Here is a 13,453-nt window from a genome sequence, read left to right on the forward strand (position 1 = left end):
TGGCGGTGAAGTTACACCTTATATAGCTGTCGACGAACGGGTCAGCCGGGTAATCACGGGTTATTTTTTCTTCACGGTGTCCTGCCCGTCGGCCCAAGGATGGCCGCTGCGGCCCAAGCCTGATAAAATCGCGCGCCTTCGCAGACCGGCTGTGACCGCGGCCACGCGCCGTACCCTCTCGGTCGTTATCCCGAATCCCCCCTAAAGGCCTGGATCATGAGCAAGCAACCCTCCCTGAGCTACAAAGACGCCGGTGTAGACATCGACGCCGGTGAAGCACTGGTCGAACGCATCAAGAGCGTCGCCAAGCGCACCAAACGCCCGGAAGTGATGGGCGGCCTGGGGGGCTTCGGTGCTCTCTGCGAAATCCCGGCCGGTTACAAGCAGCCCGTGCTGGTCTCCGGCACTGACGGCGTCGGCACCAAGCTGCGTCTGGCGCTGAACCTCAACAAGCACGACACCATCGGCATCGACCTGGTCGCCATGTGCGTCAACGACCTGATCGTGTGCGGCGCCGAGCCGCTGTTTTTCCTCGATTACTACGCCACCGGCAAACTGAACGTCGAGACCGCCACCCAGGTCGTCACCGGCATCGGCGCTGGCTGCGAACTGGCAGGCTGCTCGCTGGTCGGTGGTGAAACCGCTGAAATGCCGGGCATGTACGAAGGCGAAGACTACGACCTGGCCGGTTTCTGCGTCGGTGTCGTGGAAAAAGCCGACATCATCGACGGCACCAAAGTCGCGGCCGGCGATGCCCTGATCGCCCTGCCGTCCTCCGGCCCGCACTCCAACGGCTACTCGCTTATCCGCAAGATCATCGAAGTCTCCGGCGCCGACATCGAAACCATCCAGCTCGACGGCAAGCCGTTGACCGACCTGCTGATGGCGCCGACCCGCATTTACGTCAAGCAAGTGCTGCAACTGATCAAGAATACCGGCGCGGTCAAGGCCATGGCCCACATCACCGGCGGCGGCCTGCTGGACAACATTCCTCGCGTACTGCCCGAAGGCGCCCAGGCGGTGGTCGACGTGGCCAGCTGGACCCGTCCGGCGGTCTTCGACTGGCTGCAGGAACAAGGCAACGTCGACGAGCACGAGATGCACCGCGTCCTGAACTGCGGCGTCGGCATGGTCATTTGCGTGGCGCAGGAGCACGTCGAGGTGTCGCTCAAGGCTTTGCGTGACGCTGGCGAGCAGCCATGGGTCATCGGCCAGATCGGCACCGCTGCGGCGGGCGCGGCCCAAGTCGAGCTGAAAAACCTCAAGGCTCATTGATGCCTGAAGCGATGTCTCGGCCGATGCACGACACCTGCGATGTCGTGGTGCTGTTGTCGGGCGCCGGCGGTAACCTGCAAGCCATAATCGACAGCTTTCAGGACAGCGGCGGCCCGGCCCGGATCCGTGCAGTGATTTCCAACCGCGCCGAGGCCTTTGGCCTTGAGCGTGCGCGGCAGGCCGGTATCGAAACCCGCGTGCTGGATCACAACGCGTACGAGGGCCGCGAATCCTTCGATGCGGCGTTGATCGCGCAGATCGACGCGTTCAAACCCAGGCTCGTGGTACTGGCCGGTTTCATGCGCATCCTGACGCCGAACTTCGTGCGTCACTACCATGGCCGCCTGCTGAACATCCACCCTTCCCTGCTTCCGCTGTATAAAGGCTTGCACACGCACCAGCGGGTGCTGGAAGCTGGCGACGCTGAACACGGCTGCAGCGTGCACTTTGTGACCGAGGAACTCGATGGGGGGCCTCTGGTCGTACAGGCTGTCGTTTCGGTAGCGTCAGGCGATTCACCCGCCACACTGGCGCAACGGGTTCACGCCCGGGAACATCAGATTTATCCACTGGCCATCCGCTGGTTCGCCGAAGGCCGATTGAGTCTTGGCGAACAAGGTGCATTATTGGATGGGCAGCGACTGGGGCCCAACGGCCACTTGATTCCGGCTATTTAATTTAAAACGGGAGATATTATGCGTCGCGCTTTGCTCTTCGCTTTCGCTCTGCTCGCACTACCTGCGGTCAACGCGGCAGACCTTCAACCCTTCTCCGCCAGCTACACCGCCGACTGGAAGCAGCTGCCCATGAGCGGCGGCAGCGCTTCGCGCAGTCTCGAGAAAAACGCCAACGGCAGCTGGACCCTGAGCTTCAAGGCATCGATGATGATCGCCAGCCTGACCGAAGTCAGCACCCTCAAGGTCGACAAGGAAGCCTTATTGCCACAGACCTACCACTTTGAACGTGGCGGTCTGGGCAAGAGCAAGGTGGTGGACCTGACCTTCGACTGGGCCACCAAATCCGTCACCGGCAGCGACCGTGGCGACGCGGTCAAACTCCCGCTGAACGCCGGTCTTCTCGACAAATCCACCTATCAGCTCGCGCTGCAGCACGATGTGGCGGCCGGCAAAAAGAGCATGACGTATCAGGTGGTGGACGGCGACGAGGTCGACACCTATGACTTCCGCGTCCTCGGTCCCGAGAAAGTCGAGACCAAAGTCGGTTCGGTGGACGCCATCAAAGTAGAGCGCGTGCGTGACCCGACGCAGAACAAACGCATCACCGTGATGTGGTTCGCCAAGGACTACGATTACCTGCTGGTTCGCCTGCAACAGGTCGAAACCGACGGCAAGGAATACAACATCATGCTGCAGGACGGTACTGTTAACGGTAAGTCGGTGAAGGGCAGCTGATTCGCCTTTAACATGTAGCCTCACAATAACCCCGCCACTTGGCGGGGTTTTTTATGCCCGACGAACTGTAGGAGCGCGCTTGCCCGCGAAATCATGCAACGCGGTGTACCTGACACACCGAGACGTTAATATCGCGGGCAAGCGCGCTCCTACAGATCATTTCAATGTTCCCCAATCCAACATGAAAATATCTTCATCGCCCCTCAGCAACTGCGACAAAACGCCGCACACGCACAAGCACGAGGCTTTCAGCGATTGTTGCAAGAACGCGAACAGACCTTTACCGATCCGGACCGTATACGTAGGCAGCTACCTAATTCTATAAAAGAGGCCTGCGACGCCCTGCCGCAGATTTCAAAAGAGTCAGGAGTTTTCAATATGACGGTTACTGTAAGTGAACGCGACGACGCCCATATCTCCCATGAAAGCATTGCAGATGGCATTCAAATCTGGGATGTACGCCAACAAGACCAGCTGGTAGGGATGTTCCATCAAGAATCGGACGCACAGCGCTATGCTGCAGAGTTGGAAGAGCAGGAAAAGAAACGCCTGTCCGTGTAAGACGACTTTCGGAATTGCTGCCCAAACAAAACCCGCCTCGGCGGGTTTTGTTTTTGGATGCGATGCATTGCGCGCAACCCCTGTAGGAGCGCGCTTGCCGGCGAAACAGGCGACTCGGTGTATCAGGCACACCGCGTTGAATTAATTCGCGGGCAAGCGCGCTCCTACAGTTGCGTTGTTGTCACCACATCAAATCATCCGGAATCTTGTACGCCGCATACGGATCGTCGCCATCCACTTCTTCGGTCGGCGCACTGAGCATGACGATCCGGCGTGGGTCGCGTTCCTGGATCTTCAGCGCCGCTTCGCGCGGGATCACTTCGTAGCCACCGCCGTGGTGCACGATGGCCAGGGAACCGTTGCTCAGCTTGCTGCGCATCAGCGAATTGACCGACAGGCGCTTGACCTTCTTGTCGTCCACGAAGTTGTAGTAGTCCTCGGTGGTCAGCTTGGGCAGGCGCGTGGCCTCGATCAGCTGCTTGACCTGCGCAGTGCGGGCCTTGAGCTCGGCCTTTTCCTGCAACTGGCGGTTGAGCTCCTGGTCACGCCGGGCCTTCTCGGCGGCGGCTTCCTGCGCTGCGCGCTTTTGCGAGTCGTCGACCACGGCCTGACCCTTGTGCACCAGCCGCTGCTCTTTCTGTTTGCTCTTGGAGACCTGTTTGGCCTGCTTTTCGTTGACCAAACCTGCCTTGAGCAACTGGTCGCGAAGTGAAATACCCGCCATCTTTTCTCTCTCTCTTTAGCAACCACTCAGCCGCAACTGGGCGTGTTCTTTTCCTGACGTTTGGCTTCGCCCCACAGGGCGTCCATTTCTTCGAGGGTGCAATCTTCAATGGGACGCTGGGTGTCGCGCAATGCCTGTTCGATGAATCGGAAGCGACGCTCGAATTTGCCGTTGGCCGCGCGCAAGGCGTTTTCCGGGTCGACTTTCAAATGACGGGCCAGATTGATTACCACGAACAGCAAGTCACCCACCTCCTCGGCGATGCCCTCGCGGTCGTTATCGGCCATGGCTTCAAGGACTTCGTCCAGCTCCTCGCGCACCTTGTCCACCACCGGCAACGCATCAGGCCAGTCGAAACCGACCTGTGCCGCGCGCTTCTGCAGCTTCGCGGCCCGGGACAGCGCCGGCAGCACGGCGGGCACATCATCCAGCAATGACAGCTGCTGGGGAACAGGGGCTTTCGCCGCGCGCTCCTCGGCCTTGATCTGCTCCCAGCGCTGCTTGACCTGCTCTTCACTCAGGCGCGGGGTTTCCAGTGGCGCGTACAAATCGCCGGTGGGAAATACGTGGGGATGGCGGCGGATCAGTTTGCGGGTGATGCCATCGACCACGCTGTCGAACTCGAACCGCCCTTCTTCGCGGGCCAACTGGCTGTAATACACCACCTGAAACAGCAGGTCGCCTAACTCGCCGCGCAGGTCATCGAAATCGCCACGCTCAATGGCATCGGCCACTTCATAAGCCTCTTCCAGCGTGTGCGGCACGATGCTGGCGTAAGTCTGCTTCACGTCCCACGGGCAACCGAATGCCGGATCGCGCAGGCGGGCCATGAGGTGGAGCAGGTCTTGGAGTGTGTGCATCAGAGCGTTTCCAAATCAGTCGAGTCTTACGCAAAGCCCCTGTAGGAGCTGACGACCAGCGGGAGGCTGCGATGGTGGTGTGTCAGCCAATGAAGTTTCAGCTGAAAGACCGCATCGCAGCCTCGCTGGAGCTCGTCAGCTCCTACAGGGATCGCGTGTTCATCAAGGTGTGCGATTACGCCGCGTCTCGATGATGTTCGGCAACTGCGAGATCCGCCCCAGCAGACGCCCCAGCGCATCCAGCCCGGGAATCTCGATGGTCAGCGACATCAGCGCGGTGTTGTCTTCCTTGTTGGAACGGGTGTTGACCGCCAGCACGTTGATCCGCTCGTTGAGCAGGATCTGCGAGACGTCACGCAGCAGCCCGGACCGGTCGTAGGCGCGGATGATGATGTCCACCGGATAGGTGAGCACCGGCACCGGGCCCCAGCTGACCTGAATGATCCGCTCCGGCTCGCGCCCGCCCAGTTGCAGCACCGAGGCGCAGTCCTGACGGTGGATGCTCACGCCGCGTCCCTGGGTGATGTAGCCGACAATCGCGTCGCCCGGCAGCGGCTGGCAGCAGCCGGCCATTTGCGTCATCAGGTTGCCCACGCCCTGAATCTGGATGTCGCCGCGCTTGCCCGGCTTGTAGCCCGTGGCCTTGCGCGGGATCAGTTCCAGCTGTTCGTTGCCGCGTTCCGGTTCAACCAGTTGCTGCGCCAGATTGACCAGCTGCGCCAGACGCAAATCGCCGGCGCCCAACGCCGCGAACATGTCCTCGGCGACCTTGAAGTTGGCCTTGTCCGCCAGCTTCTCGAAGTCGACCTGGGGCAACGCCAGCCGGGCCAGTTCGCGCTCGATCAGGGTTTTACCGGCGGCGACGTTCTGATCCCGGGCCTGCAATTTGAACCAGTGAACAATCTTGGCCCGGGCCCGGGACGTGGTGATGTAACCCAGGTTCGAGTTCAGCCAGTCCCGGCTCGGCGTGCCGTGCTTGCTGGTGATGATCTCGACCTGCTCACCGGTCTGCAGGCTGTAGTTGAGCGGCACGATGCGCCCGTTGATCTTGGCGCCTCGGCAGTTGTGGCCGATTTCGGTGTGGACGCGGTAGGCGAAATCCAGCGGCGTCGAACCCTTGGGCAAGTCGATGGCGTGACCGTCCGGGGTGAACACGTACACCCGGTCCGGCTCGATATCGACGCGCAACTGTTCCGCCAGGCCACCGATGTCGCCCAGCTCTTCGTGCCATTCGAGGACCTGGCGCAGCCACGAAATCTTCTCTTCGTAGTGACTGGAGCTGGCCTTGACGTCGGTGCCCTTGTAACGCCAGTGCGCGCACACGCCCAGTTCGGCTTCTTCGTGCATGGCGTGGGTGCGGATCTGCACTTCCAGCACCTTGCCTTCCGGCCCGATAACCGCGGTGTGCAGCGAGCGATAGCCGTTTTCCTTGGGGTTGGCGATGTAGTCGTCGAACTCCTTGGGAATGTGCCGCCACAGGGTGTGGACGATCCCCAGCGCGGTGTAGCAGTCGCGCATTTCCGGGACCAGCACGCGCACGGCGCGAACGTCGTAGATCTGGCTGAATTCCAGACCCTTGCGTTGCATTTTCCGCCAGATCGAATAGATGTGTTTCGCCCGACCGCTGATGTCGGCCTTGACGCCGGTGGCCAGCAGTTCGTTTTCCAGCTGGCACATCACGTCGGTGATAAAGCGCTCGCGATCAAGACGACGCTCGTGCAGCAGCTTGGCGATCTGTTTGTATTGGTCGGGCTCCAGGTAACGGAAGGACAGGTCCTCCAGCTCCCATTTGATGTGGCCGATGCCGAGGCGGTGGGCCAGTGGCGCATAGATGTCGAAGACTTCCCGGGCGACGCGGTTGCGTTTTTCGTCGTCGTCGTTCTTCACGGCGCGAATGGCGCAGGTCCGCTCGGCCAGCTTGATCAGCGCCACGCGGACGTCATCGACCATGGCCACCAGCATCTTGCGCAGGTTTTCGACCTGGGCCTGGGTGCCCAGCACCAGTGACTGGCGCGGGCTGAGGCTGGCGCTGATCGCCGCCATGCGCAGCACGCCGTCGATCAGTTTGCTCACCGTAGGGCCGAAGCGCTGACTGACGTCGGGCAACGGAATCTTGCCCTCGCGGACGCTGCGGTAAATCACGCCGGCGATCAATGAGTCCTGATCGAGCTTGAGATCGGCGAGGATTTCAGCGATTTCCAGGCCCGTCTGAAAGCTAGACGTGCCTTCCGCCCAGAGATTCTTGGCGGCGTTATCCTGTTGCTCGGCCTGTCGGACGAATTCGCAAGCCTCCTTCAAGGCCTGTCGATCCACTGCGAGATCGACGCTGACCACGTGATCGAGCCACGCGTCGAGATTGATACTGCCGTCTGTGTTTATCGGCTGGTGTGCTCTCACCTGTACCATGCTGCTTACCTTCCCTAAGGCGCGATGAAATGCGCCATCAGTCGCTGACCTTGTAAAGCGCACGTTGCCTGCCGGGCAAAGCAGGCGCTGACATGCGCGGTCAGTCGGATTAAACGAGACTCCGTGTGAGGTTCGGCTCAAATCCAGGAGCCGCCGACCTCACTTACTCGCTTCAAATAAAGCCATTGCCTCGATATGCGCTGTCTGCGGGAACATATCGAGGATTCCGGCGCGTGTTAATCGGTAGCCCTGTTGAATCAGTTCGACACTGTCGCGCGCCAAAGTTGCCGGGTTGCACGACACATAAAGCAACCGTTCGGCGCCCAGCGACTTGAGCGTGCGCACCACCTCGAACGCACCGTCGCGCGGTGGATCCAGGAGCACGGCGCTGAACCCCTCTGCCGCCCATGACGCCTTGTTCAGCGGCTCGGACAAATCCGCCTGGTAAAACCGTACGTTGTGCAGATTATTGCTCGCGGCGTTCTCAGCCGCACGTTCGACCATGGTCGCAACGCCCTCGACGGCCACCACTTCGCGCGCTTTTTGCGCCAGTGGCAAGGCGAAGTTACCCAGCCCGCAGAACAGGTCCAGCACCCGCTCATCCTCGCGCGGCGCCAGCCAGTCCATTGCCTGCTGGATCATCGCGGTGTTGACCGCTTCGTTGACCTGGACGAAATCGCCGGGGCGATAGGCCAGGTGCAGATCCCAGGGTGCCAGGCGATAACCCAGCGCTTGAGACGGGTCCACCGGCTGCGGCCCGTCTTCTCCATGCAGCCACAGCTGCGCATCGTGGGTGGTGCAGAACGCCTTCAGCAGCGCCATGTCGTTTTCCGACAACGGCGCCATGTGCCGCAGCAGCACTGCGGTGGCCAGGCCATGAAACAACTCCACATGACCCAACGCCTTCGGCGCGCTCAAGCGGCGGAGCATATCCGGCAATGCCGTGATGATCGGTTGCAAGGCCTGTACCAGCACCGGGCATTCTTCGATGGCGATGATGTCCTGACTGGAGGCGGCGCGAAATCCTACGTCCAGCCGTTTGGTCTTCACGTCCCAGCGGACGGCGACCCGGGCCCTGCGACGGTAGGCGAATTCAGGGCCACTCAGAGGCAGCGCCCACGCTTCGGGTTCGATGCCTGCGACCCGGCTCAGTTGCTCGGCGAGCATGCGCTGTTTCAGGGCAAGTTGTTCGTCGTGGGGCATCTGCTGAACACTGCAGCCGCCGCAACGCCCGAAATGCACGCAGGGTGCCGGGCGACGCAGAGGGCTTGGGGTGAACACGCGTTCGGTGCGGGCTTCGACGACTTTGCCGTGGGCGCCCAGCACCCGGGCTTCGACCTCTTCGCCCGCCAGGCTGCCGGCGACAAACCAGGTCCGGCCTTCGATGAACGCGATGCCGCGCCCGTCGTTGGCCAGGCGCTCAATGGTCAGGCGCTGCTTTTTGCCGGTGGGGACCTGAACCGTCCTGGTCCCGCCCGCAGGCTGGAACCGCAGGCCTCGCTCATGCTTGGCCATCAGTTGGGCGCGTCGTAGACGCCGGTCGACAGGTAACGGTCGCCACGGTCACAAATGATCGCGACCATGACCGCATTTTCCACTTCCCGGGACAAACGCAACATGCCCGCCACAGAGCCACCAGAGGAGACGCCGCAGAAGATGCCTTCTTCACGGGCCAGTCGGCGCATGACGTTTTCGGCCTCATCCTGGGCCATGTCCAAAATGCGGTCGACGCGGTCGGCCTGATAGATCTTCGGCAGGTATTGCTGCGGCCAGCGACGGATGCCGGGGATCGACGAGCCGTCCATGGGCTGCAGGCCGATGATCTGGACCTCGGGGTTTTGCTCCTTGAGGTAACGCGAGGTGCCCATGATGGTCCCCGTGGTGCCCATGGAGCTGATGAAATGGGTGATGGTGCCTTCGGTCTGCCGCCAGATTTCCGGGCCGGTGCCGACGTAATGCGCTTCGGGGTTGTCGCCATTGGCGAACTGATCGAGCACCTTGCCGCGGCCTTCGGCCTGCATGCGCTCGGCCAGGTCACGGGCGCCTTCCATGCCGTCTTCCTTGCTGACCAGAATCAGCTCGGCACCGTAGGCGGTCATGGCCGCCTTGCGCTCGGCGCTGGAATTGTCCGGCATGATCAGGATCATCTTGTAGCCCTTGATCGCCGCAGCCATGGCCAGGGCGATGCCGGTGTTACCGGATGTGGCTTCGATCAGGGTGTCGCCCGCATGAATCTGACCGCGCAACTCGGCACGGGTGATCATCGACAACGCCGGACGGTCCTTCACGGAACCCGCCGGGTTATTGCCTTCGAGCTTCAACAGCAGCGTATTGGTGGTGTGCCCGGCAATGCGTTGCAGGCGCACCAGCGGTGTGTTGCCGACGCAATCGGCGATGGTTTGATACTGCAGGGTCATGGCGTCTTCGCAATCCAGACTGCGGGGGTCGCCTATCATACCGGCAATCGCCGCGAGGCCATATCACGCAAAGTGAGGTTCATAGCGCTGAATCGAATAAGGCAAGCACACGTTCATCAAACACCCTCCCACACATACAGCCGCGCCGCCCCGGCACTGATCGCTCCACACGCTCCGCGTGGGAATGCAGACCCGGACGGATTTGAGTCGGGCGCATGCGCTTTTGCATCTGCCCGAAGCGGATGGGTGTGGGACATACATGCTTTTGATCCTGCCCAAATCCCTTCAGGCAGCAGCGGACAGGCGTCGGGCACACGCGCTTTTGCTTCTGCCCGGAGGGCGTGGGAGCTGGCTTGCCTGCGATGGGCTGCGCAGCAGTCCTGAGATCAAACGCCTCGGTATTCCTGACAAGCCACACTCGGAGGTCTTGCTGCCGGTGCCCGGCAGATCGCAGGCAAGCCAGCTCCCACGCCCTTCGGGCAGAAGCGGATGGGGGGCGGACATGCATGCTTTTGATCCTGCCCAAATCCCTTCGGGCCGAAGCGGATGGGTGTCGGACATACATGCTTTGATCCTGCCCAAATACCTTCAGGCAGCAGTGGATCCGTCGGCTTGCGCTTTTGCTTCTGCCCAAATCCCTTCGGGCAGAAGCGGTACGGCGTGAGATGTGCGCGCTGCTGTCGGGTCAGCGGCGACACATCAAGAACCACTACCTCTCTGCACCACGCCGTCACCCGTCCTACCCTTTGTTTGAATCCACCAAGCAAGGGGCAAAGGAATGCCTGAAGCATCACCCCACTCCCGCGAACTTCGTACCGGCAGGTTTTCCGGCGAACACCAAATCTATCTCCTCACCACTATCGTCAATAATCGCGACCCCCTGTTTTCAGACTGGCGCCTTGGCCGATTAGTAGTCGATCAATTCAGATTGGCCGAAGAAGAAGGCGCGGCTAAATCATTATCGTGGGTGGTTATGCCTGACCATTTTCACTGGCTGGTCGAATTGAAACGCGGCTCGCTGTCCACGCTGATGCGCCGCGCGAAATCCAGAAGTGCGCACAGCATCAATCGAGCAAGAGGTACACCGTGTCAGGTCTGGCAGAAGGGTTACCACGATCGAGCATTACGCAGAGAAGAGAATTTGAAGGACGTCGCTCGCTACATCGTCGCAAATCCCATACGAGCCGGACTGGTCAACCGAATCGGCGATTACCCGCTCTGGGACGCCATATGGCTTTAGCGTATCGGCTGCCGGTGCCCGGCAGATCGCAGGCAAGCTAGCTCCCACGCCCTTCGGGCCGAAGCGGATAGGTGTCGGACATACATGCTTTTGATCCTGCCCAAATCCGGCAGCAGCGGATAGGCGTCGAGCACATGCGCTTTTGATTCTGCCCGCAGGGCGTGGGAGCTGGCTTGCCTGCGATGGGCTGCGCAGCAGTCCTGTGGGTGTCGGACATACATCCTGCCCAAATCCTTGTGGGCAGCAGCGGACAGGCGTCGGGCGCATGCGCTTTTGCTTCTGCCCGCAGGGCGTGGGAGCTGGCTTGCCTGCGATGGGCTGCGCAGCAGTCCTGAGAAGAACGCGGGCCATACGCTTAAACGCTTTGCGCACGCAACCGCATGTTCATCCGCAAGCCCCTCCCCCGGTTTTCCGCCCACATGTCGCCGCCCTGCAGGCGCAGGGAGTTGCGGGCGATGCTCAGGCCCAGGCCGAAGCCGCCGTTGCCGGGGCGGGCGCCGTCGAGGCGGATGAAGGGGGCGAAGATGCGTTCCAGGTCCTGCTCGGCCACGCCGCCGCCCTGGTCTTCCAGCCACAGCAGCCAGTCTTCGCCGTGTGGCTGACTGCTCAGGCACACGATGCCGTCGGGTGGGGAGTGGCGGATGGCGTTGCGCAGGATGTTTTCAAAGGCCTGGGCCAGGGTGTTGAGGTGGCCGCGCACCCAGCACGCGGTCGGCACGTCGCAGCGCAGTTGCTCGGGGGACCAGCCGCTTTCGAAGCAGGCGTTCTCCACCAGCATTTCCCACAAGGCGATGATCTGAATGTCCTCGGCGGGCAGCTTTTCGCGCTCGGTGTCGAGCCAGGCCAGGTGCAGGGTGTCGTCCACCAGCCGTTGCATCCCGTCCACTTCGCGGCTCAACCGTTCGCGCAATTCGCTCACGCCCTGCTCGCTGTCGCAGGCCACGCGCAGGCGGCTCAGGGGCGTGCGCAATTCGTGGGACAGGTCGCGCAGCAACTGTTGCTGGATGAGGACCGTGGACTGCAGGCGCTCGGCCATGTGGTCGAACGCTCGGTTCAGTTCGCCGAGCTCGTCCCGGCGCTCCGTCATCTGCGGCGACAGCCGGCTGGACAAACGATCCGCCCGCCAGGCGTTGGCCTGTTCGCGCAACTGATTGAGCGGGCGGATCAGCAGGCGATACAGCCCGACGCACAGCAGCAAGGTGAACAGCGCCGGCATCAGGACGTTGGTCAGCATCCGCCAGGCCACCAGATAGCGGCCGGGGGTGAAGCGCTCCGGCAGTTCGATCACCAGACTGCCGACGCCAGGGTGCTGAGGAAACGGGATCTTCAGCCAGGGGGCGCTTTTCTGACGACGACTCATGGGCCAGTCCAGGCCCCGCAAAAAGGTCAGGCGCTGAAACTGTTCGTCACTCAGCGGCGCGGTGCCCAGCGATTGCAGGTTGCGGCCGATGACCCCGACCCAACCGGGCTCATGGCGCCTGACCTCGCGCAGCCAGTCGTCGATGCCCTGCGCGCCCCCGGTTTGCCAGGCGTGCTCGGCGTCGGCGGCGTAACCGCCCAAGGTTTGGTGCGCCGCTTTGGACAGGTAGGCGTTCTGGTCCTCGACGTACCGCCCCCACGACCAACTGAGCCAGATCATCAGCAGGCAGAAGCCCACCAGCAACACCGCCAGTTTCCAGAACAGTGAATGCCTGCCCGGCAAGCCACTGCGCTTATGCATCCTGATCGACTGCGGTCAGCACATAGCCCTTGCCCCACACCGTTCTCAACTGCCGCGCTTCGTAGCCGATGGCCTTGAGCTTACGACGGATCTGGCTGACGTGCATGTCCAGGCTGCGGTCGTGCTGGGAGTACCCGCGCTGCAGAACATGCTGATAAAGGAAGGCCTTGCTCTGCACTTCTTCGGCCGTGCGCCACAGGGTTTCCAGCAGACGGTATTCGCTGGGGGTCAGTTCGGCACGGCGGTCGGCGAAGCTTACGTCGCAGCGGGTTTCGTCGAACGACAGTTGATCGGCCGCGCGCTCGGGCAGCGATGGCGATGGCGCCGACGGCATAGTGAAGCGCCGCTCCAGTGCAACCCGTCGCAGGATCGCTTCGATGCGCACCCGCAGCTCGTCGACGCTGAAGGGCTTGGGCAGGTAATCGTCAGCGCCGTTGCGAAAGCCGGTGATGCGGTCCGCTTCAGCCCCCAGCGCCGACATCAGGATGATCGGCGTGGCCTGTTCACGGCGCAGGTGGGTGAGAATGTCCAGGCCGTTCATGCCCGGCAGCAGGATGTCCATTAGCACCACGTCGAAGGTCTCGCGTTGCGCATGGGCCAGACCGTCCACGCCGTTCTGACACCAGGTCACCCGAAAGCCGCAGCGATCCAGCTGGTCGTGGACGAACGCCCCGAGCACGGGATCGTCCTCGATGGCGAGCACGCTGGGGCGGTGAATAGTTTCGGGAGTCATTAGCTTCTGCGACTGATTCTCAGGTGGCGATTATTCAAGATTGCACGCCGCTGAGCAAGGCAGCCGGTCAAGGATCGCCGCACTGAACGCACCGCCCGATTGATT

General features: G+C 61.8%; 12 protein-coding genes. 5 read left to right on the forward strand and 7 right to left on the reverse strand.

Annotated features, from left to right (window positions below; genetic code table 11):
- Nucleotides 1-234: 234 nt before the first annotated feature.
- From purM to ABQX22_RS08795, 4 genes are all read left to right on the forward strand, one after another.
- The gene (gene purM / locus ABQX22_RS08780) at nucleotides 235-1,275 is read left to right on the forward strand and encodes a phosphoribosylformylglycinamidine cyclo-ligase (RefSeq protein ID WP_441005259.1); all 1,041 of its coding nucleotides are present in this window, start codon (nucleotides 235-237) and stop codon (nucleotides 1,273-1,275) included.
- On the forward strand, nucleotides 1,275-1,952 hold the full coding sequence (gene purN / locus ABQX22_RS08785) for a phosphoribosylglycinamide formyltransferase (protein ID WP_441005255.1): 678 nt from the start codon (nucleotides 1,275-1,277) through the stop codon (nucleotides 1,950-1,952). Before purM ends, purN begins: the two co-directional genes overlap by 1 nt.
- Nucleotides 1,953-1,970: 18 nt before the next feature.
- The gene (locus ABQX22_RS08790; RefSeq protein ID WP_349798522.1) at nucleotides 1,971-2,687 is read left to right on the forward strand and encodes a DUF3108 domain-containing protein; all 717 of its coding nucleotides are present in this window, start codon (nucleotides 1,971-1,973) and stop codon (nucleotides 2,685-2,687) included.
- A gap of 255 nt (nucleotides 2,688-2,942) precedes the next feature.
- Complete coding sequence (locus ABQX22_RS08795) at nucleotides 2,943-3,248, forward strand: DUF3110 domain-containing protein (RefSeq protein WP_349798524.1); 306 nt, start codon at nucleotides 2,943-2,945, stop codon at nucleotides 3,246-3,248.
- 181 nt (nucleotides 3,249-3,429) lie between these two features.
- On the opposite strand, the gene ABQX22_RS08800 is transcribed toward ABQX22_RS08795, so the two are convergent.
- The 5 genes from ABQX22_RS08800 to cysM form a co-directional block, all read right to left on the reverse strand.
- Nucleotides 3,430-3,972, reverse strand: a complete 543-nt coding sequence (locus ABQX22_RS08800; protein WP_349798526.1) for a DUF2058 domain-containing protein — start codon at nucleotides 3,970-3,972, stop codon at nucleotides 3,430-3,432.
- A 26-nt stretch (nucleotides 3,973-3,998) separates the two neighbouring features.
- The gene (gene mazG / locus ABQX22_RS08805; protein WP_349798528.1) at nucleotides 3,999-4,832 is read right to left on the reverse strand and encodes a nucleoside triphosphate pyrophosphohydrolase; all 834 of its coding nucleotides are present in this window, start codon (nucleotides 4,830-4,832) and stop codon (nucleotides 3,999-4,001) included.
- 162 nt (nucleotides 4,833-4,994) lie between these two features.
- Nucleotides 4,995-7,238, reverse strand: a complete 2,244-nt coding sequence (gene relA / locus ABQX22_RS08810; RefSeq protein ID WP_349798530.1) for a GTP diphosphokinase — start codon at nucleotides 7,236-7,238, stop codon at nucleotides 4,995-4,997.
- Between the two features lie 159 nt (nucleotides 7,239-7,397).
- Nucleotides 7,398-8,753, reverse strand: coding sequence for a 23S rRNA (uracil(1939)-C(5))-methyltransferase RlmD (rlmD, locus tag ABQX22_RS08815; protein ID WP_349798532.1), 1,356 nt, complete (start codon nucleotides 8,751-8,753; stop codon nucleotides 7,398-7,400).
- The gene (gene cysM / locus ABQX22_RS08820; protein WP_441005256.1) at nucleotides 8,753-9,694 is read right to left on the reverse strand and encodes a cysteine synthase CysM; all 942 of its coding nucleotides are present in this window, start codon (nucleotides 9,692-9,694) and stop codon (nucleotides 8,753-8,755) included. Before cysM ends, rlmD begins: the two co-directional genes overlap by 1 nt.
- Before the next feature lie 739 nt (nucleotides 9,695-10,433).
- On the opposite strand from cysM, the gene ABQX22_RS08825 reads away from it, so the two are divergent.
- Nucleotides 10,434-10,895, forward strand: a complete 462-nt coding sequence (locus tag ABQX22_RS08825; RefSeq protein ID WP_349798534.1) for an REP-associated tyrosine transposase — start codon at nucleotides 10,434-10,436, stop codon at nucleotides 10,893-10,895.
- Nucleotides 10,896-11,250: 355 nt separating this feature from the next.
- On the opposite strand, the gene ABQX22_RS08830 is transcribed toward ABQX22_RS08825, so the two are convergent.
- Together ABQX22_RS08830 and ABQX22_RS08835 are read right to left on the reverse strand one after the other, a co-directional pair.
- Nucleotides 11,251-12,615 (reverse strand): sensor histidine kinase, encoded by a 1,365-nt coding sequence (locus tag ABQX22_RS08830; protein ID WP_349798536.1) that lies wholly within the window; start codon nucleotides 12,613-12,615, stop codon nucleotides 11,251-11,253.
- Nucleotides 12,608-13,348, reverse strand: a complete 741-nt coding sequence (locus ABQX22_RS08835; RefSeq protein WP_349798538.1) for a response regulator transcription factor — start codon at nucleotides 13,346-13,348, stop codon at nucleotides 12,608-12,610. Before ABQX22_RS08835 ends, ABQX22_RS08830 begins: the two co-directional genes overlap by 8 nt.
- Between the last annotated feature and the right edge of the window lie 105 nt (nucleotides 13,349-13,453).

The organism is Xanthomonas sp. WHRI 1810A, from assembly GCF_040202885.1.
Lineage (GTDB): Bacteria > Pseudomonadota > Gammaproteobacteria > Pseudomonadales > Pseudomonadaceae > Aquipseudomonas.

Excerpts from the sequence above, each read along its gene's own strand:
- purN (WP_441005255.1), top strand. The coding sequence starts at position 1,275 with ATGCCTGAAGCGATGTCTCGGCCGATGCACGACACCTGCGATGTCGTG.
- ABQX22_RS08790 (WP_349798522.1), top strand. The coding sequence starts at position 1,971 with ATGCGTCGCGCTTTGCTCTTCGCTTTCGCTCTGCTCGCACTACCTGCG.
- ABQX22_RS08800 (WP_349798526.1), bottom strand. The coding sequence starts at position 3,972 with ATGGCGGGTATTTCACTTCGCGACCAGTTGCTCAAGGCAGGTTTGGTC.
- mazG (WP_349798528.1), bottom strand. The coding sequence starts at position 4,832 with ATGCACACACTCCAAGACCTGCTCCACCTCATGGCCCGCCTGCGCGAT.
- relA (WP_349798530.1), bottom strand. The coding sequence starts at position 7,238 with ATGGTACAGGTGAGAGCACACCAGCCGATAAACACAGACGGCAGTATC.
- rlmD (WP_349798532.1), bottom strand. The coding sequence starts at position 8,753 with ATGGCCAAGCATGAGCGAGGCCTGCGGTTCCAGCCTGCGGGCGGGACC.
- cysM (WP_441005256.1), bottom strand. The coding sequence starts at position 9,694 with ATGATAGGCGACCCCCGCAGTCTGGATTGCGAAGACGCCATGACCCTG.
- ABQX22_RS08825 (WP_349798534.1), top strand. The coding sequence starts at position 10,434 with ATGCCTGAAGCATCACCCCACTCCCGCGAACTTCGTACCGGCAGGTTT.
- ABQX22_RS08830 (WP_349798536.1), bottom strand. The coding sequence starts at position 12,615 with ATGCATAAGCGCAGTGGCTTGCCGGGCAGGCATTCACTGTTCTGGAAA.
- ABQX22_RS08835 (WP_349798538.1), bottom strand. The coding sequence starts at position 13,348 with ATGACTCCCGAAACTATTCACCGCCCCAGCGTGCTCGCCATCGAGGAC.